This is a genomic window from Mesorhizobium sp. M0816, from assembly GCF_040320005.1.
Classification (GTDB): Bacteria; Pseudomonadota; Alphaproteobacteria; order Rhizobiales; family Rhizobiaceae; genus Mesorhizobium.
On sequence record NZ_JAMYOT010000006.1, the window covers coordinates 51,680 to 75,799 of the forward strand.

The 24,120-nt window shown below is 62.6% G+C and carries 25 protein-coding genes; 14 read left to right on the forward strand and 11 right to left on the reverse strand.

The genetic code is table 11. The annotated features are described in order from the left end of the window. The first annotated feature begins 1,117 nt into the window (after positions 1–1,117). The 3 genes from NKI17_RS10780 to NKI17_RS10790 are packed head-to-tail and all read left to right on the forward strand — an operon-like array spanning position 1,118 to position 4,539. Positions 1,118–2,572 (forward strand): efflux RND transporter periplasmic adaptor subunit, encoded by a 1,455-nt coding sequence (locus NKI17_RS10780; protein WP_352568183.1) that lies wholly within the window; start codon positions 1,118–1,120, stop codon positions 2,570–2,572. A 7-nt stretch (positions 2,573–2,579) separates the two neighbouring features. Next, positions 2,580–3,323, forward strand: a complete 744-nt coding sequence (locus NKI17_RS10785; protein ID WP_352568182.1) for an ABC transporter ATP-binding protein — start codon at positions 2,580–2,582, stop codon at positions 3,321–3,323. 37 nt (positions 3,324–3,360) lie between these two features. Then, positions 3,361–4,539, forward strand: a complete 1,179-nt coding sequence (locus NKI17_RS10790; RefSeq protein WP_352568181.1) for an ABC transporter permease — start codon at positions 3,361–3,363, stop codon at positions 4,537–4,539. A 147-nt stretch (positions 4,540–4,686) separates the two neighbouring features. Here the strand turns inward: NKI17_RS10790 and NKI17_RS10795 are convergent, their stop codons facing one another. The 5 genes from NKI17_RS10795 to NKI17_RS10815 all read right to left on the reverse strand — a co-directional run bounded on the left by NKI17_RS10795 (position 4,687) and on the right by NKI17_RS10815 (position 8,096). Then, positions 4,687–5,160, reverse strand: coding sequence for a DUF992 domain-containing protein (locus tag NKI17_RS10795; RefSeq protein ID WP_352469481.1), 474 nt, complete (start codon positions 5,158–5,160; stop codon positions 4,687–4,689). A 136-nt stretch (positions 5,161–5,296) separates the two neighbouring features. Further along, the gene (locus tag NKI17_RS10800; protein ID WP_352469482.1) at positions 5,297–6,142 is read right to left on the reverse strand and encodes a tetratricopeptide repeat protein; all 846 of its coding nucleotides are present in this window, start codon (positions 6,140–6,142) and stop codon (positions 5,297–5,299) included. A gap of 161 nt (positions 6,143–6,303) precedes the next feature. Continuing rightward, positions 6,304–6,576 (reverse strand): 30S ribosomal protein S21, encoded by a 273-nt coding sequence (gene rpsU / locus NKI17_RS10805; RefSeq protein WP_023675331.1) that lies wholly within the window; start codon positions 6,574–6,576, stop codon positions 6,304–6,306. 264 nt (positions 6,577–6,840) lie between these two features. Beyond that, positions 6,841–7,227 (reverse strand): SET domain-containing protein, encoded by a 387-nt coding sequence (locus NKI17_RS10810; RefSeq protein WP_352454023.1) that lies wholly within the window; start codon positions 7,225–7,227, stop codon positions 6,841–6,843. Positions 7,228–7,337: 110 nt separating this feature from the next. Continuing rightward, entirely contained in the window at positions 7,338–8,096 is a 759-nt protein-coding gene (locus NKI17_RS10815; protein WP_352644249.1) for an SDR family oxidoreductase, read from the reverse strand. Positions 8,097–8,292: 196 nt separating this feature from the next. On the opposite strand from NKI17_RS10815, the gene NKI17_RS10820 reads away from it, so the two are divergent. Next, the gene (locus tag NKI17_RS10820; RefSeq protein WP_352644111.1) at positions 8,293–9,033 is read left to right on the forward strand and encodes a hypothetical protein; all 741 of its coding nucleotides are present in this window, start codon (positions 8,293–8,295) and stop codon (positions 9,031–9,033) included. A 48-nt stretch (positions 9,034–9,081) separates the two neighbouring features. On the opposite strand, the gene NKI17_RS10825 is transcribed toward NKI17_RS10820, so the two are convergent. Next, complete coding sequence (locus tag NKI17_RS10825; protein ID WP_352568179.1) at positions 9,082–9,456, reverse strand: YrdB family protein; 375 nt, start codon at positions 9,454–9,456, stop codon at positions 9,082–9,084. Between the two features lie 200 nt (positions 9,457–9,656). Here NKI17_RS10825 and NKI17_RS10830 point away from each other — a divergent pair, with 200 nt between their 5' ends. The 6 genes from NKI17_RS10830 to NKI17_RS10855 are packed head-to-tail and all read left to right on the forward strand — an operon-like array spanning position 9,657 to position 15,476. Continuing rightward, positions 9,657–10,910 carry a sarcosine oxidase subunit beta gene (locus NKI17_RS10830; protein ID WP_352568178.1) on the forward strand — a complete coding sequence of 418 codons (1,254 nt, stop codon included), beginning with the start codon at positions 9,657–9,659 and terminating at the stop codon, positions 10,908–10,910. Continuing rightward, complete coding sequence (locus tag NKI17_RS10835; protein ID WP_023675337.1) at positions 10,910–11,332, forward strand: hypothetical protein; 423 nt, start codon at positions 10,910–10,912, stop codon at positions 11,330–11,332. The genes NKI17_RS10830 and NKI17_RS10835 overlap by 1 nt, the downstream gene beginning before the upstream one ends. A gap of 8 nt (positions 11,333–11,340) precedes the next feature. Next, a complete protein-coding gene (locus NKI17_RS10840) occupies positions 11,341–11,637 on the forward strand; it encodes a sarcosine oxidase subunit delta (protein ID WP_292519105.1) in 297 nt (98 codons plus the stop codon). After that, complete coding sequence (locus NKI17_RS10845) at positions 11,634–14,627, forward strand: sarcosine oxidase subunit alpha (RefSeq protein ID WP_352827571.1); 2,994 nt, start codon at positions 11,634–11,636, stop codon at positions 14,625–14,627. The genes NKI17_RS10840 and NKI17_RS10845 overlap by 4 nt, the downstream gene beginning before the upstream one ends. Then, positions 14,620–15,198, forward strand: coding sequence for a sarcosine oxidase subunit gamma (locus NKI17_RS10850; protein WP_352755035.1), 579 nt, complete (start codon positions 14,620–14,622; stop codon positions 15,196–15,198). Before NKI17_RS10845 ends, NKI17_RS10850 begins: the two co-directional genes overlap by 8 nt. A 53-nt stretch (positions 15,199–15,251) precedes the next feature. Next, entirely contained in the window at positions 15,252–15,476 is a 225-nt protein-coding gene (locus tag NKI17_RS10855; protein WP_023675341.1) for a hypothetical protein, read from the forward strand. Positions 15,477–15,579: 103 nt separating this feature from the next. On the opposite strand, the gene NKI17_RS10860 is transcribed toward NKI17_RS10855, so the two are convergent. Both NKI17_RS10860 and NKI17_RS10865 read right to left on the reverse strand, forming a co-directional pair. Next, a complete protein-coding gene (locus NKI17_RS10860) occupies positions 15,580–15,819 on the reverse strand; it encodes a DUF680 domain-containing protein (RefSeq protein ID WP_352755032.1) in 240 nt (79 codons plus the stop codon). A gap of 180 nt (positions 15,820–15,999) precedes the next feature. Further along, a complete protein-coding gene (locus tag NKI17_RS10865; protein WP_023675343.1) occupies positions 16,000–16,641 on the reverse strand; it encodes a TetR/AcrR family transcriptional regulator in 642 nt (213 codons plus the stop codon). 83 nt (positions 16,642–16,724) lie between these two features. Here NKI17_RS10865 and NKI17_RS10870 point away from each other — a divergent pair, with 83 nt between their 5' ends. Further along, positions 16,725–17,345: a hypothetical protein gene (locus tag NKI17_RS10870; RefSeq protein ID WP_352755030.1), complete on the forward strand. Its 621-nt coding sequence runs from the start codon at positions 16,725–16,727 to the stop codon at positions 17,343–17,345. Between the two features lie 41 nt (positions 17,346–17,386). Here the strand turns inward: NKI17_RS10870 and NKI17_RS10875 are convergent, their stop codons facing one another. The 3 genes from NKI17_RS10875 to NKI17_RS10885 all read right to left on the reverse strand — a co-directional run bounded on the left by NKI17_RS10875 (position 17,387) and on the right by NKI17_RS10885 (position 20,070). Next, positions 17,387–17,881: a MaoC family dehydratase gene (locus NKI17_RS10875; protein ID WP_031211357.1), complete on the reverse strand. Its 495-nt coding sequence runs from the start codon at positions 17,879–17,881 to the stop codon at positions 17,387–17,389. Between the two features lie 39 nt (positions 17,882–17,920). Further along, a complete protein-coding gene (locus tag NKI17_RS10880) occupies positions 17,921–18,736 on the reverse strand; it encodes an SDR family oxidoreductase (RefSeq protein ID WP_023675346.1) in 816 nt (271 codons plus the stop codon). A gap of 506 nt (positions 18,737–19,242) precedes the next feature. After that, a complete protein-coding gene (locus NKI17_RS10885) occupies positions 19,243–20,070 on the reverse strand; it encodes a MurR/RpiR family transcriptional regulator (protein WP_023675348.1) in 828 nt (275 codons plus the stop codon). A 145-nt stretch (positions 20,071–20,215) separates the two neighbouring features. On the opposite strand from NKI17_RS10885, the gene NKI17_RS10890 reads away from it, so the two are divergent. The 3 genes from NKI17_RS10890 to NKI17_RS10900 all read left to right on the forward strand — a co-directional run bounded on the left by NKI17_RS10890 (position 20,216) and on the right by NKI17_RS10900 (position 24,096). Continuing rightward, positions 20,216–21,040, forward strand: a complete 825-nt coding sequence (locus NKI17_RS10890; protein ID WP_352588208.1) for an N-formylglutamate amidohydrolase — start codon at positions 20,216–20,218, stop codon at positions 21,038–21,040. Positions 21,041–21,062: 22 nt separating this feature from the next. Continuing rightward, positions 21,063–22,625: an amino acid permease gene (locus NKI17_RS10895; protein ID WP_352588205.1), complete on the forward strand. Its 1,563-nt coding sequence runs from the start codon at positions 21,063–21,065 to the stop codon at positions 22,623–22,625. Positions 22,626–22,725: 100 nt separating this feature from the next. Further along, positions 22,726–24,096, forward strand: coding sequence for a glutamine synthetase family protein (locus tag NKI17_RS10900; protein ID WP_352905910.1), 1,371 nt, complete (start codon positions 22,726–22,728; stop codon positions 24,094–24,096). Positions 24,097–24,120 lie beyond the last annotated feature (24 nt).

Here is a 24,120-nt window from a genome sequence, read left to right on the forward strand (position 1 = left end):
GCCCCCCGAGCTTCCCTAGACGCTGGTCTAAAATATTGGAGCGCTCTTCGTCTCCAAATGGGCACGCGGCGCTTCGGGGACGGCTTGTAAAACCTCAACCGCAGTTGAGTTCAAGCGGTTTCCGGTGTGCTGAGATGATGATGTAGGCCGGAAGCCAGGGTGATCGTGCATCTCGGCTCCACGATCAACCCGCTCTGCGGCGCAACTGATACTGGCTGACGCCGATTGCGATGTTCACGCCGTTCTACCAATCGATTTAGCAGCACCTCAACCGACGCATATCCCAGATACTGGTTGCCAGCTTCCGCAAATATGGTTAATATATTAGCAAGAAGAAATATTCCCGCTTACAGTCGTACTGGAGCACGACAATGGGCGCTGCCGATTTGCGCAGGCCAAGTATTGCGGCGATTCTGTGCGCCGCAGAGGGCCCTTCATCCGAAAGAGTCTTGTCACCCGAAAGAGTCTTGGGAGGCCCGGCGGCTTAAAGCCGTTGCTGGCGGCCTCATAACTTCCGCATCCCCCACAGCATAATCGATCGAACCGAATCGAGGGCTTTGTTGCGCCCTCATGCTGCCGACCAGTGCCAGAGATGGCCTGCGCAGCACCCTCTAGCTCTGGCAAAATCGGAGGAAAACATGATTATTGGATGTAGATGTAGTGGTTTAAAGGTGGCCGCGGCTGCGGCTTTCATGGGTGGGGCACTGTTGCTTGGAACAGGCGGAGCGCTAGCGCAGACCTGTCCCGGCGTATCGCAGACACAGTGCACGGACTTCTGCGGCACCGCTGGCGTGGCCTCCTGTACAAAGACGGGGTCGGTTCCGGACTGCGTGTGCAATGAGACCACGAAGGATGTGAATGGCAATGCGTTCGGCACGGCAACGCAGGATACGGCTGAAGGCCAAGGCAACATTGGCAACAAGACCGAGACGGCCTGCGAGGGTAATCCCGGCCACTGCAAGTAGTAATATCCGAAATTTTCGAATAAACATCTATGTATTTGGCTGTTGACGGGTTTATTCTATAGGTTCGTAGAATTCCTCTGCGGCACTGCCAAGTGCAGATTAAAGAGCTGGAAGGGACTACCTTTCCCTTCCGGCTCAGAGGTGGTCAGAACATGATGCGCAGCGTTTTGTTCGTTACGGTAATCCTCGGCGCGGCGGTAACGCCCGGGAGTTCCATGGGACCGACACCATCGGTGACTTCCGGCCAGGTTTTGTCGGCCTTCAATCAGCTCTCAGCTCTCCTCGAGCCGTCCTCCATCCGGCCCGATACCCCCGCCTATCGCTCGCAAGCCGTGGAGCGCGGCGATATCGTCACAACGGTGCAGGCGGCTGGCACGCTGAACGCGCTAGTTATGGTGGAAGTCGGTTCTCAGCTCTCGGGTCGGGTGAAGGAACTCTATGTCGACTTCAACTCCAAGGTCACCAAAGGCCAGGTGATAGCCCGGGTTGAGCCGGAGATTTACGAAGCGAGAGTAGCGCAAGCCCTTGCCGAACGGGAGATGGCGCAAACGCAGGTTTCGGTACATCGGGCGCAGATCGAGCGGGCCAGGGCAGAGATGGAGACCGCCGAGGCCAGATATGATTCTGCAGCCGCACAGACTACACGCGCCGAAATCGCGCTCGATGGTGCGGCGCAGGAAGTGAACCGCAAACGTTCCCTGGCTAAGCAGAAGATCATCGCGGTGGGAGAATGGGAGCGGGAGAATACCGCGCACAATTCTGCCAAGGCGCAGGCGACTGCCGCCCAGGCCGAGGAACTGTCGCAATCGGCAGTCGTTCGAGCCGCCAAGGCGACCCTCAACATGGCAGAAGCGGAGCTCGCCAACACGCTTGCCCAGGTGAAGCAGAAGGAAGCGGTGCTTCAGCAGGCCCAAATTGATCTTGACCGCACCTATGTACGCGCGCCGGTCACCGGCACAGTGGTCAATCGCGCCGTCAGTGGCGGTCAGACCCTGGCGGCTAGCCTGCAGACCCCGATACTGTTCACCATAGCTCAAGACCTGACTGAGATGCAGGTGGAAGCTTCCGTGGTGGAAGCCGACATTAGCCGTTTTGCGCTCGGGCAGCCGGTTACTTTCACTGCCGATGCCTATCCCGACCGAATTTTCACCGGCACGGTAAAACAGATACGCAAGGCACCGCAGGTCGTTCAAAACGTCGTCACATACATAGTGGTGGTCGGTACGCAAAATTCCGATGAGCTGCTGTTGCCCGGCATGACCGCCAATCTGAGCGTGGTAATGGCCAAGCGACAGGGGGTCTTGAAAGTGCCCAATGCGGCCCTGCGTTTTCGGCCGCCGAGTGATACCGGGGACGAGGCGCGATCAACCGCGCCGGCCATTGCCAAAACGGGCGTAGAGGCGGGAAGCCCGGGCGAGGTATTTGTATTTGGGCCAGACCGCGAGCCGAAGCTTGTCTCGCTCCGGCTTGGAATCACCGACGGTCGTGCAACAGAGGTGCTGGCAGGCGACCTGACTGAGGGGCAGCAGGTCATTACGGGGCTTGCTACTGCTCCGCGTCGGGACGATGACGCGTCTTCCGTCCTGGTCAAGTTCCGGTTGTGGTGAGGTATTCATGGCTCTGATTGACGTCGACCGGCTGCGCCATTGCTACCGTGTTGGCGGAGAGCCGGTGTGGGCGCTCGAAGGGGTGAGCATGACGATTCAACGAGGCGAATTCGTCGCGGTGATCGGATCTTCAGGATCGGGCAAGTCTACCTTCATGAACATACTGGGCTGCCTCGACAGTCCGAGTGAAGGCCGCTATCGGCTGAACGGGGTAAACGTCGGTGGACTCCATCACGATGAACTCGCTGCGATCCGCAATAGGAACATCGGTTTCGTGTTTCAGTCGTTCAATCTGCTGCCGCGGGCCAGCGCACTAGAAAATGTGGAACTGCCGCTTGTCTATCGCCGCATGTGGGCTGGTGAGCGGCGGCGCGCAGCGCTGGCGATGCTGGCCAAGGTAGGGCTCGCCGATCGGGCCAGACATACTCCTGCCGAACTCTCGGGCGGACAACAGCAGCGCGTTGCCATTGCCCGCGCCCTGGTGACGGAGCCTTTACTTTTACTGGCCGATGAACCCACTGGTGCGCTCGACAGCCAGACAGGGCTGGAGATCATGGCAATTTTCCGCCGACTCAATGGAGAGGGCCTGACCATTGTGCTGGTCACCCATGAGGCTGAGATAGCTGCCCATACGGATCGCATTGTAGCCTTTCGAGACGGCCGCGTTCTGTCAGACACCCCTGTCATACAGCAGGTCCGACCTTTGGATGACACTCGCCGTCTAGCGCTGGCGTACAACAATGTCCGGTAGCACAAGAACCGCCCTGCGATCATTACGCTCCCATCATATGCGCAGCGCGCTCACCATGTTGGGCATCATCATCGGTGTGGCCGCTGTCGTGGTGATGATCGCGATCGGGGTTGGTGCGCGCGAACGGATCACTGCGCAGATCCGCAGCCTCGGCGCCAACCTCATCAGCGTCAGTCCGGGCAGTGCGAAGATGGGCAGCGTCCGCCTTGGGGCCGGTGGCGCGCCGCGGCTGAGTGAAGAGGACGCGGCGGCGATCGGAATGGAAATCCCCGGCGTCGTGGTGGCGGCGCCACTCCTCTACGCCCGCGAGCAGTTCACGATCGGCTCCGCCAATTGGCAAGGCGTGCTTCGCGGCGTGACGCCGGAATATTTCTCAGCGCGCGAGTGGAGGGTTGTTGCCGGGCAGGAGATGACCCCGGAGGACAACAACCGCGTCGCCAACGTGGTGCTCCTCGGAACGACGATGCGGGAGAAGTTGTTCGGAAAAGCCGATCCGCTGGGCGCCGCGATCCGCATCCGCGACGTGCCGTTCACGGTGATCGGACTGCTGGAGCGGAAGGGCCAGAGCGTGTGGGGCGATGATCAGGACGATGTGGCACTTGTGCCGCTGAGGACGGCGCGACGTCAGTTCATTGGCACGAGCCGTGCCAATCCGACCTTCGTACACAACATCACCGTCAAGTTCGCCGATTGGACCTCGGCCGAGGGCACGATGGCAGCGATCCGCCAACTCCTGTGGCAGCGTCACCGGTTGCGGACAGGTCAGGAAGACAGCTTCATGGTGAGCAACCTCGCCGAAGCTGCGAATGCCGAAGGTTCGACCACACGCGTGGTGTCGCTGCTGCTTTCGGCGGTGGCCTCAATTTCGCTGGTCGTGGGCGGGATCGGCATCATGAACATCATGCTGGCGACGGTGACGGAGCGGGTCCGCGAGATCGGACTGCGGCTTGCGGTGGGCGCGCGACGGCGAGATATCCTTGCCCAGTTTCTCGTTGAGGCAGCAACGCTTGCCCTGCTCGGGGGTATTCTAGGTGCTGGTATTGGGATTGTTGCTGCAATCGCCGTTGGGTCTATCGCTCAATGGCCGGTGATCATCGATCTCAGCGCCGTCCTGCTGGCTATCGGCTTTGCCGCGGCTGTAGGCGTCTTTTTCGGCTACTATCCCGCCCGCAAGGCCGCAAGCCTACAGCCGATCGAAGCGCTGCGCGCAGAATGAGTTTGGCGCCACCGCGCGATCATCGGTCAATTTCGAAGCCGCAAGGCGCCCAATCAAAAGGCTGCCACGCGCCGGCGACTACGCGGCGCGGAACCGTCCTATCCCGGCGCATGATGAAAGGCCACGGGCCGTATTTGCCACAGGCCGCTATTTGAACGAATGGATCAGGTCCAGCGAAGTGACGGCGACCGCCAGGTTGACGCCGGTCTGTGCCTGGACACTGAGCGGCTGCAGCGAAAAGGCGCTGTCGAGGCCGCCGACCAGGAGATTGGCGCCGCCACCGGTGACCACGCTGGCCTCGGCGTTCACGCCATAATAGCTGCCGGCAAGGTCGCCTTCATCGTGGTTGCGGGTCGCCGCCAGGACCGCCCATACCAGCTGGCCCTGATGCGTCCGGCCGACATCGACGCCGAGCTTGGAAATCACCCCGGTATAGACTTCGGAGGGGCCGCCACGATGCGGACGAAAGACACAGGAAACACCCTTGTTGGAGGTGACGAGATAGGCCGTGCCGCCGTCGATGGTGCAGTCGAGCACGCCGAGCTGGAGTTTGCTGGCGCTGGCGGGAGCGGCAACGACGGTCGTGGCGAGAACAGCGGCACAAGCGAGTTTCTTGATCATGGCAGGGTCCTTTCGAAATTGCCTTGTACAAACGGCTGAGCACGCCGAGCGTTCCGCCGAAAACTTGGCGCCAGCAAGGCGAAGCTAAACGCAGGGTTGTCGGAGTGCGGAAACGGAGGCCCGATTAACCGGCCGCTCAGCCGGCACTGGTGCGGGCCAGGCCGTCCTTGGCCGGCTGGTAGGTCGGATTGAGGTGCACGGCCTCGCGGTAGGATTTCGCGGCCCTGACCTTGTCGCCGCGCCGCTCGTAGATCAACGCCTGGTTGGACCAGGCCTCGGCATTCTTGCCGTCGAGCTTGATCGCCATGTTGAAGTCGGCGAAGGCATTGTCCTCGTCGTTCATGGCAAGGTAGGAGAGGCCGCGTCCATTGTAGGGCTCGGAGGCGTCCGGCGCCAACGAAATGGCGGTCGAGAAATCCTCGATGGCAAAGGCGTGCTGGCCCTGGCTCTGGTAGATCAGGCCGCGATTGTGATAGGCGCGCGCATCGGTCGTGTCGAGCTGGATGGCTTTCTGGAAATCGTTGAAGGCTTCCTGGACCCGGCCCGCCCTGCGGTAGAGATTGCCGCGGCCGATATAGGCGGCGTCATAGTTGGAATTGATCTGGATCGAGCGATTGTAGTCGGCGAGCGCGCTCGCCTGATCGCCGAGGAAGCGCTGGATGAGCGCACGGTTCGAATAGGCCTGGTAAAAATTCGGATTGAGCTGGATGGCGGTGTTGAAGTCCTTCAGCGCCGCCTGGTACTGGCCGCCGCGGCCATAGGCCGAGCCGCGCACATTGTAGGCTTCCGGATCCTGGGGGTTGCGCTGGATCACCGCCGACAGCGAGGAGATGTTCTCGCTCGAGCCTTGCGCCTTGTCGATGTTGTTGAACTCGCCGGTCGGAACGCTCTGGCAGCTGGCAAGCGCCATCCCGGAAAGCAGGGCTGCCGTCAGGGCGAGGCCGCGCCACGCGGTTCTGCGCTCTACGGTGATTGCGTCCATGTCTGCCCTGTCCTTACTGCGCCGTCTGGTCCGTTCCCCCTCCGAACCGGCATCTCTCCCAACCGGTCCTCTCGGACCGGGTCGAACTCACAACAAAAAGGTGGCGGCGATTCCGCATCGCGCCACCTTGGATATCCTTGGAAAAGGACGAAAAATTGACGTCAGAACCGCGGCGGACGCGGAGCACCGGCACCGGCAGCACCGGCCGCGACCGGACGCGGGGTCATCGGCAGCAGGCCTTCGCGCTGGGCGCGCTTGCGGGCCAGCTTGCGGGCACGGCGCACGGCTTCCGCCTTTTCACGGGCGCGCTTCTCGGAGGGCTTTTCGTAATGTCCGCGCATCTTCATTTCGCGGAAGATGCCTTCGCGCTGCATCTTTTTCTTGAGCGCGCGAAGCGCCTGATCAACATTGTTGTCGCGGACGAGTACCTGCACGTGCAATCCTGTCTTTCGGGTTTGAAATCAACAGGCAAGCGGCTACAGCCGCAAGCCTCCGCGGCGCGTTACACCACGAATTGGGGCGGCTGATAGCAGAATCAAGGGGCTCTGTCCACAGCCGATTGAGAGGCGGTGCCGATCCCGAAACGAACAACCCGCCTCAGGGCCGTCCTTGGTGTGAATCAGCACCATATGGAGATTAGTAGCATAGCTGCCGGCACAAAGCAAGAACAAAATTCGCCTTGGGCCAGATAGGCGCCGCTACGCCGTGGCCAGGTGGAGCTGCTCGAAACCCTCGAAGAACTCGCCGTAGTCGCAGGTTATTTCCTCGCCGGCGGCGATGTCTCGAGTCGCGGTGGCCCCGCCATATTGCGAAAAGTCGGTGTTCGGCTTGTCGGCGTGGTTCATGAAGCGGCCATTGTCGACCTCATAGACCATGAAGCCCGGCCGGTCCGGACTGGGATAGGCATATCTGTCGAGCAATTCCTTGAGGTGCGGCGGCGCCGTCTCGTATCTTTCCATCGGGATCAGCCGGTCGAAGTCCGGATCGAGCCGCCAGATCTGCGCCCCTTTCCGGATCGGCTCGGCGGCGAACACGCCGACGCCTTCGATTGCGCTTGCAGCGATATAGGTCCTGATCAGCAGCATGTTTCCAACCCGTTTTCGAGGAGAAGACGGAATCGTCAAATCGCCGGGAAAAGCAAGACCGGTTTTTCCGGTATTGCGGCTGGCGGGCCGACGCCGACCGCGAAAACGCTTCACGTGCGGGTGATCGAGACACCGCCGTCGGCGAACAGTGCCGTGCCGGTGGTGAAGCTCGATGCATCGGAAGCCAGGTAAAGCGCCGAGCGGGCGATCTCCTCTGGCTCGGCGACGCGCTTCAAGGCATGCAGGTTTTCGACGAAGGCTCGCGATTCCGGTGTCTTGAACGTTGCCGAAGGCGTGTCGGTGCCGCCGGGCAGCAGCGCGTTGACCCGAACGCCCTTGGCGCCATATTCGGCGGCTAGAACCTGCGTCAGTCCGATCAACCCGGCCTTGCTGGCGGCATAGCTGGTCATGCCGGGCATGCCGACGGTGTGGCCGACGAAAGTGCAGGTGAAGATCAGCGATCCGCCGCCGCGTTCGACCATCGCCGGCACCTGATATTTCGCGCCAAGGAATGCGCTGGTCAGGTTGGTATCCAACGTTTCTCGCCAGCCCTCCAGCGAGAGGTCGGAAATCGGACCCATCTCGCCGACCGAACCGGCATTGTTGAAGGCGATATCCAGCCCGCCGAAGTTCTCGACCGCCACCTCGACAAGGGCTTTTGCATGGGCTTCGTCGCGAACATCGCCGGCAAGCGCAACGGCCGTACCGCCGGCGTCCGCGATTTCGGCTACGAGCGCATCGAGTTCGGCCTGGCGGCGGGCCGCGACGACCACCCTGGCGCCTTGCTCGGCAAAGAGCTTTGCCGTGGCGCGGCCGATGCCGGAACTGGCGCCGGTGACGATGGCGACTTTGTTGGCAAGTGTGAACATTTTCTGCATTCTTTTTTCGCGCCGGCTCCGGCCGGCAATTGGATGCTTGGTCGCAAATCGGGGCGGTGCGGACCACCCGATACTTGCGCAGGCATCTGCGAAGATTTCTTGACGCCGGAGGGGCAGAGGGCTACCAAGTCACCATTCAACCTTGCGGGTGGACGCGCCACCCATTCCAATGACCCCCCAAGACATAATGATCAAGTTGTTGGCCCCCGGCTTCGAGGGCGACAGCGAGTTGACGATCGCCCTTCAATCGGAATTTGGCAAAGGCTTTCCCCTTGAAAACCTCCGGCCGCTGCTGACGTCCGGCAACCTTCATACACAGGCCGCTGCCGCGTACTTGGTGGCCGAAGCCAATTCCAAAATGAGTTACAAGATGAATTGCGTCGTCGCGGAGATCGCCGATCTGCTCGACAGTGAATCTTCGGGTATCCGGTTCGACGCGATCGAGGCGCTTCTGGGATGCACGACGCCGGCCGATGGAGCCGTTCTCGGTCGCCTCATGCTGCGGCTGGATGACGAACATGCCGGTGTGCGGTGGAGGGTCGTCCAGTTCATCTGCCTTGCGGAGCGCTGGCAGCTAAGGCTTGCGGTGGAAAATGCCGCTACCCTGCGTCCGGACTCGGCTTTCAAGACACTGGTCAATGCTTATGGTCAATATAACATGCCGAGCGCCAAGGACCTGCCACGGTTGCTCGCGCATCCGGATGCCGTGTTGAGGCGCTTTGCTGCGGCAGTGGCTATTAGGCCGCGCCAGGTGATCGTCGAGCGCTTCGTGGCCATGGTGGAGCAGTCAGACGATGCGGAAATTCGTAAAATCGCCGCCGATTGCCGTGAGGGTTATTTGCGGCCGATCTATGCAATCGGGCCGTGCATCCTGAAGCGTGCTCCGGCTGACCCCTCAAAAGGCGAAGCTCAGAAGAGCGACCAGTGAAAGCACGGCGCAAAACGGCAAGCGCCGTCGCAAACAGGGGCAAGGCGACTATCGCCTAAGCAGCCAGCCGAGCCGATCGAGCGAAAATGCGTAGCTGACAGCGATCAGCAGGGCGACGGCAATGCCGGCTGTCGTGTAACCGGCCAGGTGGAATCCGGCAGCGCCGCCGAACAGGATGACGAGTTCGAGCACCAGCCGCAAACCGCCCGGCACCGGAACCGGCGCCCGCCCCGAGCGGCTCGGATCGTTCGGCACCGCGAAGATTCCCCAGAGCGCGGCGGCAACGAACGGCAATGCCACGGCAAGGATCCAGCGCCACATGCCCGCTGAGAGGCTCCAGCCCGCCATGCCGAGGCCGAGCAAAGCGGCGAGCTCCAGCAAGAAGCGCAATGTCAGATTCCACCAGACGTTACCCACCGCCATAATCCTCCGATCGTCAGGCGACGGATAGCGGTGGAAGGCAATTGCATCAACCTGCCCGGATGCGGCTTTTTCGCCACGGCGCAAAACGGCAAGCGCCGTCGCAAACAGTGCAAGGCTGGCAGCACGGTTTCGCTAGTGATACAAGCTCGCGCGCCGGGGCTGGCTGATCTGCCCGGCCGCCATTTGCGAGGCCTGCGACGTTGAAGAAATACTCGGTATTCGCCATCGCCCGCGAGGCCATGCGCGGCCATAAGGGTTGGGAGGAACAGTGGTCCTCGCCGGAGCCGAAGAAGGAGTACGACGTCATCATCGTCGGCGCCGGCGGCCACGGCCTGGCCACCGCCTATTATCTCGCCACCGTGCACGGCATCACCAATGTTGCGGTATTGGAAAAAGGCTGGCTCGGCGGCGGCAATACCGGGCGCAACACCACCATCATCCGCTCGAACTATCTCTACGACGAGAGCGCCGGCATCTACGACCATGCGCTGAAGCTGTGGGACGGGCTCAGCCAGGAGCTCAACTACAACGTCATGTATTCGCCGCGCGGCGTCATGATGCTCGCCCACAACATCCACGACATCCAGGTGCTGAAACGCCACGTCCATGCCAACCGGCTGAACGGCATCGACAATGAATGGCTGACGCCGGAGCAGGCCAAGGAATTCTGCCCGCCGCTCAACATTTCGCCCGGTGCGCGCTATCCGGTGATGGGCGCCTCCCTGCAGCGCCGCGGCGGCACGGCGCGTCACGATGCGGTTGCCTGGGGCTATGCGCGCGGCGCCTCGGCGCGCGGCGTCCACATCATCCAGAATTGCGAGGTCACCGGCGTCAAACGGGCGCCGAACGGCGCGGTCACCGGCGTCGAGACGACGCGCGGCTTCATCGGCGCCAGGAAGGTCGGCGTGGTTGCCGCCGGGCACTCATCGGTGATCATGAACATGGCCGGCGTGCGCATGCCGCTGGAAAGCTATCCGCTGCAGGCGCTGGTGTCGGAGCCGGTCAAGCCGGTGGTGCCTTGCGTGGTGATGTCGAACACCGTGCATGCCTATATCTCGCAATCCGACAAGGGCGAGCTCGTCATCGGCGCCGGCACCGACCAGTATGTCTCCTATTCGCAGACCGGCGGGCTGCACATTTTGCAGCATACGCTGGACGCCATCTGCGAGATGTTCCCGATCTTCACGCGCATGAAGATGCTGCGCTCATGGGGCGGCATCGTCGATGTGACGCCGGACCGTTCGCCGATCCTGGCCAAGACGCCGGTGCCCGGCCTCTATGTCAATTGCGGCTGGGGCACAGGCGGCTTCAAGGCGACGCCGGGTTCGGGCCATGTCTTTGCCCATACGATCGCCAGGGACGATCCGCACCCGATCAACGCGCCCTTCACCATCGAGCGCTTCCGCACCGGCCGCCTCATCGACGAGGCGGCGGCGGCGGCGGTGGCGCACTGATGATGACCGAGATGGCCGTCGCCATGCCGCTGATGCTCGCCGGCGAGCAAGGCCTGTTCCATATCCCCACGCCAGAGGAGGTGCGCCTGCAGCCCATCAGCCGCGCCGGCAATGAAGCGGATTGGCCGTTTTCCGTCGACGAGGGTGTACTCGCCTGCGCCTGGAGCGCCGGTCAGAGAGTGGTCACCTTTATGGAGAACCGGCCAGCCGATCTCGAGGAAGGCGAAAAATTCGAGCGGCGCTACGTCATCGTGACGACCGAACCGATGACGCTTTCGGTCGGCAATATGGCGTATCGCGACCTTTTCCGCCCGGTAGCCAGCATCGAGGAGCGCATCCGGCTGGTGGCGCCCTTCGTGACGATGGGCCAGAGGCTTTGCGACCAACCTGCCGGCGCTCGCGTCGGCCACGGCGAACTGTAGGACCAACCATGCTTCTCATCCGCTGCCCCTATTGCGAGGAAGAGCGTCCGGAGCTCGAATTCCGCAACGCCGGCGAGGCGCATATCGCGCGATCCCCAAACATCGCCGGCGAGAGCGACGACGATTTTGAAAAGTTCTTTTTCATCCGCTCCAATCCCAAGGGGATCATCTATGAGCGCTGGCGGCACATGCATGGCTGTGCGCGGTTCTTCAATGCCGTGCGCGACACCGTCAGCGACAGGTTCCTGATGACTTACAAGGCCGGCGAACCGAAGCCCACCAAGCTGCCGGGAGCCGCCAAATGAGCGCCACGTTCCGCATTGCCGGCGCCGGGCGGCTCAAACAGGCAAAGATAGCTGGCTTCAGCTTCGACGGCCGCCCCTATACCGGCATCGAGGGCGATACGTTGGCCTCGGCGCTGCTTGCAAACGGCGTCCATCTCGTCGGCCGCTCGTTCAAGTACCACCGGCCGCGCGGTTTTCTGTCGGCCGGCGCCGAAGAGCCGAACGCGCTGGTCGAGATCAAGCGCGACGCGGCACGCAAGACGCCGAACGTGCGTGCCACGGTGCAGGAACTCTATGACGGATTGACCGCACAGTCGCAGAACCGCTGGCCGTCGCTCGCTTTCGACATCGGTGCCGTCAGCAGTATTGCCTCGCCGATGCTTTCGGCCGGCTTCTACTACAAGACCTTCATGTGGCCGAAGGCCGCGTGGAAAAACCTCTACGAGCCCAAGATCCGCGCCGCCGCCGGTCTCGGCGTCGCTCCTGACCAGCCGGATCCCGACCACTATTCGGCGCGCTTCGCCCATTGCGAGGTGCTGGTGCTTGGCGGCGGTGCCGCGGGCATCGCAGCGGCATTGGCCGCGGCCGAGACCGGCGCGCGCGTTATCCTTGCCGACGAGCAGGCGGAATTCGGCGGCAGTCTGCGCTTCGAGAGCGGCGCGAAGATCGAAGGCCAGGACGGCTTTTCCTGGGCGCAATCGGCTCTCGCCAAGTTGAGCGCGATGGACAATGTCCGCGTGCTGCCGCGTACCACGGCCTTCGGCTATTACGCGCAGAATTTCGTCGGGCTGGTCGAGCGCGTCAGCGACCATCTGCAGAACCCCGGCCGCGACCTGCCGCGCGAGCGGCTGTGGCAGGTTCGCGCCAAACGCGTGGTGCTGGCGACCGGCGCCATCGAGCGCCACATGGTGTTTGCCGACAACGACCGGCCGGGCATCATGCTGGCGTCGGCGGCGCGCACCTATCTCAACCATTACGGCGTCGCCGTCGGCAGGAATATCGGCGTCTATACGGCGAACGATTCCGCCTATGCGGCGGCGATCGACCTGAAAAAGGCCGGCATCAACGTGGCGGCGATTGTCGACCTGCGCGACAACCCGACCGGGCCGGCGATCGACGAGGCGAGGGCGCTCGGCATCGAGGTCAATTTCGGCCGCGCGGTGATCCGCGCCGGCGGCAAATTGCGGGTGTCGTCGATGACTGTGCAGCCGAAGAATGGCGGCGGCGAGCGCACCATGCCGGTTGACGCGATTCTGATGTCGGCCGGCTGGACGCCATCGGTGCATCTGTTCTCGCAATCGCGCGGCAAGGTCGCCTTCAATGACGAGACCAAGCGCTTCGTGCCCGGAATTTATGCGCAGGACTGCGTCTCGGTCGGCGCCTGCAACGGTACCGACGGGCTGTCGGCGACGATCGACGAGGCCTATGCAGCGGGCGCCAAGGCGGCCAAGGACGCCGGCAGCAGGCCGGCCAAGGGCACCAAGCCGAAGGTCGACGCCGGCGAGAGCTGGTCGCGCGGCATGCTGGGTGCAGCACCCGGTGCCGGATCGGATACGACGGTCAAGGCCTTTGTCGACTTCCAGAACGACGTCACCGCTAAGGACATCCGCCAGGCAGTGCATGAGGGCATGCGCTCGATCGAGCACGTCAAGCGCTTCACCACCAATGGCATGGCGACCGACCAGGGCAAGACCTCCAACATGCACGGCCTGGCGATTGCCGCCGAGACGTTGGGCAAGCCGATCCCGCAGGTCGGGCTGACGACGTTCCGCGCGCCCTATACGCCGGTGACATTCGGCTCGATCGTCGGGCACGCGCGGGGTCCGCTGTTCGACCCGACCCGCAAGACCGCGATCCATCCCTGGGCCGAGCGCCAGGGCGCTGTATTCGAGGATGTCGGCCAATGGAAGCGCGCCTGGTATTTCCCGAAGCCGGGCGAGGACATACATGCCGCCGTCGACCGCGAATGCGTCACGGTGCGCAAGACAGCCGGCCTGTTTGACGCCTCGACGCTGGGCAAGATCGAGGTGGTCGGGCCGGATGCGGCCAAATTCATGGAACTGCTCTACACCAATCCATGGGAGAAGCTCGAGCCCGGCCGCTGCCGTTACGGCATCATGCTGCGCGAGGACGGCTTCATCTATGACGACGGTGTCGTCGGCAGGCTTGCACCCGACCGTTTCCATGTGACGACGACGACCGGCGGCGCGCCGCGCGTCATGAACCATATGGAAGACTATCTCCAGACCGAGTTCCCGCATCTCAACGTCTGGCTGACCTCGATCACCGAGCAATGGGCGGTGATTGCCGTGCAGGGACCGAAGTCTCGCGACATCATTGCGCCGCTGGTCGAGGGCATCGACATGTCGGATGAGGCGCTGCCGCATATGTCCGTGCGCGAAGGCCGGATCTGCGGCGTGCCGACCAGGCTGTTTCGCATGTCGTTCAGCGGTGAGCGCGGCTTCGAGGTCAACGTGCCGGCCGATTACGGCGAGGCAGTCTGGGAAGCGCTATGGGCCGAGGGCCAGAAGCATGGCGCCTGTGCTTACGGCACCGAGTCCATGCATGTGCTGCGCGCTGAAAAGGGCTACATCATCGTCGGCCAGGATACCGACGGCACGGTGACGCCGAACGACGCCGGGCTCGACTGGGCGGTCGGCAAGAAGAAGACCGACTTCGTCGGCATTCGCGGCATGGCGCGGCCGGATCTGATCGCCAAGGGCCGCAAGCAGCTTGTCGGCCTGAAGACCAGGGATCCCAAGGTGGTGCTGGAGGAGGGCGCGCAGATCGTGGCGGACCCGAAGCAGGCAATCCCGATGAAGATGATTGGCCATGTCACCTCGAGCTATTGGTCGCAAAATTGCGGCCGCTCGATCGCGCTGGGGCTGGTCGCCGGCGGCCGCGATCGCACGGGCGAGACGCTCTATGTGCCGATGCCGAACGGGGTGATCGAGGTGGAGGTCACCGGCATGGTGTTCTTCGACGAGAAGGGGGAGCGCCTCAATGGCTAAGGCCGCTTTGAAAACCGACGCCGCCGGACCCTCAGTCGAACGCCGTCCGGCTCTCGCCGGCCAGTCGCTTTCCGCCGCCGGCGTTACACTTGCCGTGCTGCCGCCGGCCGAGCGCATATCGCTGCGCGCGCCGGAAGCCTCGATTGCGGCTCTTTCGAAAGCGCTCGGCGTCGTCCTGCCGCAAAGGCCGAAAACCTCGGCGGCAAAGGCCGGACGCACGGCCTTGTGGCTCGGGCCGGACGAATGGCTGGTCATCGATGAGAGCGGCAAAGATCCACTCGTCGATTGCGCCAAGATTTCCGAGCTGCATTCGGCGGTCGGCATCTCGCACCGCAACGTCGCCATATCGGTTACCGGTCCGGCTGCCGCGACGACGATCAATGCCGGCTGCCCGCAGGATCTGTCGCTCGGCGCCTTTCCGGTCGGGGCGGCGTCGCGCACCATTCTCGGCAAGGTCGAAATCGTGCTCGTGCGCACGGCGGCCGACGCGTTCCGCGTCGAATGCTGGCGTTCCTTTTCCGATTATGTCTTTACTTTTCTGTCGGAGGCAGCGCGCGACGCGGCAGCATAGGCATGTTCGCCGCGCCCGGCCGTTCTGCGACAGCGAGCCGAGGGAGAATCCAAATGCCGCCGAACTCCGCGCCGAAGTCGCCGGTCAAGACGCCGGCCGTGCGCTCTTTCGAAGACGAGCAGCGCACTGGGACGGATATCGAAGAGGAACTCGAGGAAGGCCTCGAGGATACATTCCCGGCCAGCGATCCGGTGTCGATCACCGGAACGGCCATTCCCGGCGCACCGGCAAGACCCGGCAAGCCCAAAAGCGTGGTGGGACAGAAGCGCAAGAAATGATCTGCGCGGGGTGACAAAAAGCAGGGCTGAGGCCGGCACGATGGGCGGCCGGAAATTGCTGCCGCCCTTTCGTTTCCTCACCGCGTATTGTCGCCCGATCGGCTCAGAAGCTGCTTGGCACGATCCACGGGTCGATGCCGATGCCGAGCCTCGGGCCCTTGCTGTCGGCCTTGTGGGTCGCGGCGTCCGCCTTTTCAAGCGATCCGGTCGGCGCGCAATCGAGCTTCACATCGACCTTGGTGTCGATGCAGGCCGCTTCTTGCTTGCCTGTCTGACTGCTGCCGGCAAATGCGGCGCCAGAGAGCGCCAGCAGGGCGGCGAGCGCGAGGATTGCCTTCTTCATGGTCTGTCTCCGGTTTCCAGTTATTGGATTCGTACATGTACGGAATTGCGTACAGATACGCCCAGGACTTAGGGAGTTCAAGCAAAATCGTACATGTACGGAGAAATTGAGCGCAGGAATTGCCGGACGCTCGGCGCCGGAGCGTTCGGAGAAATTACAGATCGGGAGGAGCGCCGCTCTTCAGCAGTTGACCGGCGGCGTGAGCGGCGCAATCTCGTGCGCGGCGATGGCTTCGAGCATGATGTCGCCGATCCGTGTGATGAACGTCGTCTGGTCGCCGAACGGGTAGAACGGGAAGGTGATCAGCAGCGAGATGGCGCCGTGGCCGACCGCCCACAGCATGGTGGCGATGGCGCGTGGATCGCCTTTGAGCCTGCCGGCGGCAACGCAGGCTTCGACCCTCGCGATCAGCACTTTCATCGCCGGGTTGCCGCTCTCCATTTCGGCGAAGGTCTTTCCGGCTGGCGGCCTGACTTTTTCGGTCATGAAGACGGTGCGGTATTCGTTGGGATTTTCCAGTCCAAAGGCGGCGTATTCGACAAGCACCGCCTTGAGCGCCTCGATCGGGTCGTCGGCCGTATGATTTGCGATGCGCCTGGCCAAGGTCTCGAAGGCATCCTCGGCCAGCGCGAACAGGATGTCCTGCTTGTCGGCGAAATAGGAATAGACCGACATCGGCGCATAGCCAACGCGCTTGGCGAGCTTGCGGATGGTGAGGCCGTCATAGCCTTCTTCCTGGACAAGCTTGTGCGCGGCGTCGACAAGTTCGGAACGCAGTTCAGCCTTTTGTTTTTCGCGGCGCTCCTGGACGCTTAGCTGCAACTTTCTACTGCCTTATGACTGATGGCTGGATGCAGCATATATACGCTGTACGGCGTCGGGCAAGGGTGGCACGAAGCAGAAGCTTGACTGTCGCATGGCTGGCGATCGCGCTCGGCTTCGCCATGGAAGCTCTCATTCTGACCGTCAGATTTGCGGCAGGTGCCAACCCCGCGACGACGCAGTTTCTGATCGAACTGGCGCAAGGCGTGACCTGGTCGTTCTTCGTCTGCGCCGGCGTCAGCCTCGGCACGGCGCTCACCAAGGTGCGAGGCTCGCTCGGTGGCCTGATCGGTGCGATTTCGGAGCCACTGGCGATGGGCATCGCCAAAGGGACGCAAAAGGTTATGGTCAGCGCGCTGGACGCGGCGGCAAAGCCGGCCATCCTGTCGCTCACGACGCTCGGTGTGCTGCGGGCGATCGAATACGGGCTGCTCGGCTGGGCACTGGCGTCGCTGGCATCGAAGGAAGAACCGCGTCCGCTCCATTTCGCGCTGGCAGGCGCCCTGATAGGCGCGGTATTCGGCGGCGGCACCACGGTGCTGACCATCGAGACGGCCGCGGCAAATGACGCTGCTCTCGCAATGCCACAGGCGATCGCAACCGGCCTCAACGAGATCGTGTTCCCAATCGGTTGTTCACTGGTCGTCTACATTGCGCTGCAGGTCAGCCGCCACATGAAGTACGTCGCGGCCGAAGCTAAATAGATTTGGCACAGATAGATTTGGGCTTCTCCGCCTGACGAGAGTCAGACCGCTTCCGGCTGGCGTTCGATCAGGGTCAGCGTCAGCCAGCGCGCGGTCAGCGCCGGTTTTTTCGAGCCCTCGATCTCGATCGTCACGTCGTGCGCCGTCTGCACCCACCCCGACGGCCTGACCTTGACGTCGGCCAGCACGAAACGGGTGCGGATGCGCGAGCCGGTCTTCACCGGCGCCAGGAAGCGCAGCGAATCGAAGCCGTGATTGACGCCCATCTTGCTGTTTTCCAGCGGCGGCATGGTTTCGAAGGTCATCGCCGACAACAGCGAAAGCGACAGGAAGCCATGCGCGATGGTGCCGCCGAACGGCGTTTCGCGGCTGGCGCGTTCCGGATCGCAATGGATGAACTGATGGTCGTCGGTGGCATCGGCGAACTGGTCGATCATGCGCTGGGTGACGACCCGCCATGGCGACACGCCGACTTCCTTGCCGACGTTGGCCAGAAGCACATCGAGACTGATCGGTTCCACGCTGATGTCCTCCATCTTCACCCCCGGCATTTCACTCGCCGGATGGCGTGCGTCTCATTCCTTGAACAATGTCAGCCCGTGTTGCACCGACTGCCCGCCATCGATCGGCAGGATGGCGCCGGTGACATAGCTGCCGGCCCGGCTGCACAAATAGAGCGTTGCGCCGGCAATGTCATCCGGTGCGCCGATGCGGCCGATCGGAACGTGGTTGCCGATATGTCTTGCCTGGTCCTCGGTGCCGGTGGCGAAGGCCGTCATCCGGCTCTGGAAAGGGCCAGGCGCAAAGGCGTTGACGGTGATGCGGCGGGCGGCGAACTCGATTGCCAGGATGCGCGTCAGGTGGTGAACCGCGGCCTTCGAGGCCGAGTAGGAGTAGGCATCTTCGGCTAAAGGCTGCGTGCCCATCACCGATCCGAGGTTGATCACCCGGGCCGGGTCGGCGTCGCTGGCCGCGGCCTCGAGCAGAGGCAGCAATTCGCGCGTCAGGTGGAAGACCGAGGTGACGTTGACGCCGAACACCTTGGCCCAGGCATGGTAGGGAAAGCTTTCCAGCGGCGCGCCCCAGGAGATGCCGGCATTGTTGACCAGGATATGCAGCCGCTCGGTCCGCGCCCTGACCTCGGCCACAAGCGCCGCAATGCCGGCCTCGCTGGAGACGTCGCCGGCAAAACCTTCCGCCCGGCCGGATGCGCCAAGGCCGTTCAACTCGCCCGCTACCCTGACGCAATCCTCGCTCTTGCGCGAGGCGATCATCACCGCGGCGCCGGCCATGACCAGAGCGGTCGCCGCCATGCGGCCGATGCCGGTCGCGGCGCCGGTGACCAGCGCCGTCTTGCCGGCGACTGAGAACAGCTCGTCCAGATAGCTCATCGAATTCCTCCGTGCAGTTCACCGCGCTTTGGTTCAGGAAGCGGCTTCGCGTCGACAAGGCTAGCCGAACTTCGATCATGCTTGCCATGGGTAAAGTAGCTGGGGTGGGGCACGCTTTAGCGGCTGAATGGTTAAGCCCGAAATGCAAGGTGGTCATTCGGCCGTGACATGGGTCGGATGAATGATGCGGCCGTGCCCGTTAGCGAGCACCTTGGTAAGCTGTTCATTTCGCGCGTGAACCAGTCGTCGTTACTCCTCCGCCCCAGCCGCAGGCGGGTCTTGAGGAGTTGGGAGGTGGCCGAGCAGTGGGGCGGGACTGACATTCGTATTCGTGGACGGGGACTATGCTTTCGGGGGGAAAGCCATGGGTAAGAAACAACGCACCGTCCTGCTGGCAGCGGTTTTTGCGACTGTCTTTGGCGTCTTTTTGCTGATCCTGATCCTGCAGATGATCAGTTTTTTAGAGGACTAGACCGAAGCGAAACGCGTCCCTTTCCGGAGGGGCTCTACCGCAGGCTTTCCAGCTCGCGGATGCGTTTGGCGCCGTCGGCCTCGAGCTGCCTTGTGACGGCGCCGATCAGCGCTTCGGCAACGACGAAAAGGGCGGCGGATGAGTCCCAGGCCGAAGGCACGGCGGTGCGCCCGGCGATGACGTGGCGGGCGAAGCGGGCGATCGGCGACAGCCACTGGTCGGTAAACAGCACGATCTGCACGCCACGCTGGTTGGCCGTCTCGGCAAAGCGGACCAGGCTGTCCTGGTAGCGCCTGATGTCGAAGATCACCAGCACGTCGCGCTTACCCATGTCGATCAGTCGGTCGCGCCAGACGCTTTCCTGCCCGCCGAGGTGAAAAACGTTGGGCTGGATGATGGCGAGGTGGGCGGCCATGTAGCGCGCCAGCGGGTCGGTGAAGCGGCCACCGATCAGGAATGTCTTGCCGCGCCGGTCGGCAAGCTTGGCGACGATGTCGGCAAGCTGTTTGTCCGAGAGATGCCGGAAGGTCTCGCGCATGTTGTCGAGGGTCGCCTCCAGCATCGGCGACACGGCGCTGCTGCCCGGCGATGGCGGATTGAGCGTGCGCGAGGCCGGCGACTGCAATTGCGCCGCCAGCTCGTCTTGCAGCGTCGACTGGAATTCCGGATAGTTCTGGAAGCCGAGCCGGGCGACGAAACGCAGGATCGTGGGCGATGATACGCCGGCCGTAGCCGAGAATTCGGCGACCGTCTTCAGCCCGATCAGCGGATAGCTGGCGATCAGCGCTTGCGCTGCGCGCCGCTCGCCTGCCGGCATGGTGCCGATGCGGTCGGAGATCAGTTCGGCAATGCTGGAAACCATGTTTTTCCCCACCCTGGCCGTGCCGTTAGCGCATTATCGAAATCGCGTTTGACAAAGCCGGCCAAACTGTATGAAATCATCCGCAGGGACGCAATGAGGCAAAATACGTAACATACGATACAGCGCTCCCCGGGGACAGCAGACAATGGAGACAGCACGGCCCGCCAGCCTTGCATCGCCTGAAACCGTAAGGGTGACGAACCCCGGCGGATCGAGCCCCTTCGTGCTGACCTGCGACCACGCCTCAAATTTCCTGCCACCGGAATTCGGAACGCTCGGCCTTGCCGCCGAGGATCTTTCCCGCCACATCGCCTGGGATCCCGGCGCCTTGCCGGTGGCGCGCCGCATGGCCGAGGCGCTCGATGCGACGCTGGTCGAGACCTGCATCTCGCGGCTCGTCATCGACTGCAACCGCCCGCTCGACGCGCCGGACCTGATAGTGACGGTCAGCGCCAGCGAAAAAACCGTGGTCCCGGCCAACCAGGGACTTTCGGCCGACCAGCGGGAGGCGCGCATCGCGCTGGCGTGGCGACCGTTTCACGAGCGGATCGCAACGATCGTAGACGAGCGCCTGGCGGCCGGGCGGGAGACCAGGCTGGTCTCGATCCATTCCTTCACGCCGCTCTACAAAGGCAAAAGCCGGCCCTGGCACATCGGCATCATCCATGACGAGGACCGCCGGCTGGCGGCGCCGCTGATCGCGGCGCTGAAGCGGCTCGCCGGCGTCACCGTCGGCGTCAACGAACCCTATTCGCCGGCCGACCGGGTCTATTTCACGCTGGAACGCCATGCGCGCTCGCGCGGGCTGCCTTGCGCGATGATCGAAATCCGCAACGACGAGATCTCCGGCGCGGCCGGGCAGCGGAAATGGGCGGATCTGCTCACCGGCATTTTTCTCAATCTGGAGCCCGAGGCGGCCAATGGCCCCAGACCAAGCGCAGTCGGAAAGTCAGTTCAATCGGCCAGCTAAGAAACCAAAAGGGGACTTCAAAATGGTAGCACCGGGTTACAGTGAAGTTGATAAGAAGGAGGACCTGAAAGTTCTCCATGGAATGGGCTATGCTCAGGAACTTTCTCGAAGCATGAGCCGCTTCTCGAATTTCGCGATCTCGTTCTCGATCATCTGCATTCTCTCAGGCGGCATCAATTCCTTCGCGCAAGCGACATCGTCCATTGGTGGCGCGGGCGCTGGTATCGGCTGGATCGTCGGCTGCATGGTTTCGGGACTTTTCGCGCTCGCCATGGCCCAGATCGCCTCTGCATTTCCGACCGCGGGCGGCCTCTATCACTGGGCATCTATTCTGGGGAACCGTTTCACTGGCTGGCTGACCGCATGGCTCAACCTGCTCGGCCTGATCACCGTGCTCGGTGCGATCAACATCGGCACGGCTTTCTTTTTCGTCGGCACTTTCGGCGCAGCCTTCGGCATGACCGGCACGCCTGGTGAGATCGTCGGGTTTGTCGCCTTCATCACGGTGTTGCAGGCGCTGCTCAATCATTTCGGCATCAGGTTGACGGCTATGCTGACGGACGCCTCCGGCTTCCTGATCCTGGCAACGACAGCCGTGCTGATCGTCGCTTGCCTGGTGTTTGCGCCAGCGATCGACATCACGCGGCTGTGGACGTTCACGAACTATTCGGGCGATGCGGGGGGCGGTGTTTTCCCGCAGTCCGATTCCATGACGTATCTCTTCCTGCTCTGCCTGCTGCTGCCGGTTTACACCATCACTGGCTATGACGCGTCGGCGCATACTTCGGAAGAAACGTTGAGGGCGGCCCACTCGGTTCCGCGGGCAATCGTTTCGTCCGTACTCTGGTCGTCGCTGATCGGCTGGGTGATGCTGTGCGCGATCGTACTGGCGATTCCGGATCTGGCGGCCGGCGCCAAGCAGGGCTGGGGCGTGTTCTTCGCCACGATGGACGCAATCTTGCCGGCGTGGCTGAAGACACTGCTCTATCTGGGCATTCTGATCGCGCAGTTCCTCTGCGGTCTGGCAACGGTCACCTCTGCCTCGCGCATGCTTTTCGCCTTTTCGCGTGACGGCGGCATGCCGGTCGGCTCGGCCTCGCTAGCCAAGGTCAGCCCGACCTGGCGCACGCCGGTCAATGCGATTTGGACGGCTGCTGTGCTCGAGGTCATCTATGTCTTTCTTGCCCAGTTCATCTCGGTCGGCGGCACGAACATCTATACCATCGTCGTCAATTCGACATTGGTGTTCCTGTTTCTGTCCTTCATTATTCCGATCGTGCTCGGCATGATGGCTTTCGGAACGGAGAAATGGCCGAACCCCGGCCCATGGAATCTCGGCGCCGGCCTGTTCAAGCTGTTTTGCATCCTGTCGGTCATCGGCATGGCGATCATCTTCTACATCGCCATCCAGCCGCCGAACGACAAAGTGCTCTATATCACCCTGGGCTTCATTGTGCTGACCGCGGTGCTTTGGTTCGGTTTCGAGAACCGCCGCTTCCAGGGTCCGCCCATCGGCGACCAGATCGCAAAGCGCCAGGCGGCGATCAAGGCAGCCGAGATAGCCGTCGGCGAAGCCGGCGCCTGACGCTCTCTGATGACCATGGCCGGCATCGTGCCGGCCATGGATTTCCGTTTCCTTTTCAAAGTGACAAGCCCGAAACGACAAGCGCTGGAGTGCCAAAGGAATGGCCGGAAATTTCTCGTTCGATCAGTTGAAGCAAGCGGTCTCCAGCGGCGAGGTCGACACGGTGCTGGCCTGCATCGTCGATATGCAGGGCCGGCTCGCGGGAAAGCGGTTCCTGGCCCGTTATTTCGTCGATTCCGCGCATGACGAGACGCATGGCTGCAACTATCTCTTGGCGGCAGACATCGATATGGAACCGGTGCCCGGCTACAAGGCGGCGAGCTGGTCGAAGGGTTATGGCGATTTTGTCATGAAGCCGGACCTTGTGACGCTGCGGCTCGTTCCGTGGCTGGAGAAGACGGCGCTGGTGATCTGCGACGTGCTCGACCACCATACCCATGACGACCTGGCGCATTCGCCGCGCGCCATGCTGAAGAAGCAGGTCAAGCGGCTGCAGGATCGCGGCTATATCGGCTATTTCGCTTCCGAGCTCGAATTCTATCTGTTCAGCGAAACCTACGATTCCGCCCGCAAGAAGCACTGGCAGGGCCTCGAGACGGCATCGCCCTACATCGGCGACTACCAGATCGGCATCACCACCAAGGAAGAAGGCGTCATGCGCCGGCTGCGCAACGAGATGGAGGCGGCCGGCATCCCGATCGAGAATTCGAAGGGCGAGTGGGGGCCAGGCCAGGAAGAGATCAATGTCCGCTACGCCGAGGCGCTCGACATGGCCGACCGCCACGTCATCCTGAAGAACGGCGCCAAGGAAATCGCCGAGTCCGAAGGCAAGGCGATCTCGTTCATGGCCAAGTACAATTACGGGCTCGCCGGCAATTCCAGCCACATCCATAATTCGTTGTGGAGCGCCGACGGCAAGACGCCGTTGTTCTACGACAAAAATGCCGAGTGGACGCTGTCGACGCTCGGCCAGCAATGGGCGGCCGGCCAGCTCAAATATGCCAAGGAATTCACCTGGTTCCTGGCGCCCTACATCAACTCCTACAAGCGCTTCCAGGCCGGCACGTTCGCGCCGACCAAGATCATGTGGAGCGAAGACAACCGCACTGCCGGCTTCCGTCTTTGCGGCGAAGGCTCCAAGGGCATCCGCATGGAATGCCGCATCGGCGGCGCCGATTTGAACCCCTATCTGGCTTTCGCCGCGCTGATCGCGGCCGGGCTTGCCGGCATCGATGAAAAGCTTGAACTGCAGAAGCCCTTCGTCGGTGATGCCTACCAGGCCTCGCAGCTGCCTGAAATTCCAAAGACATTGCGCGACGCCACCGCGACGCTGGCGGAATCGAAAATGCTGAGGCAGGCGCTCGGCGACGATGTGCTGGAACATTACGTCCACACGGCACACTGGGAACAGTTGGAGTACGACCGCCGGATTACGGACTGGGAACTGCACAGGGGGTTCGAACGGTATTGACGGCGTTGCGCTTTACGCAATATT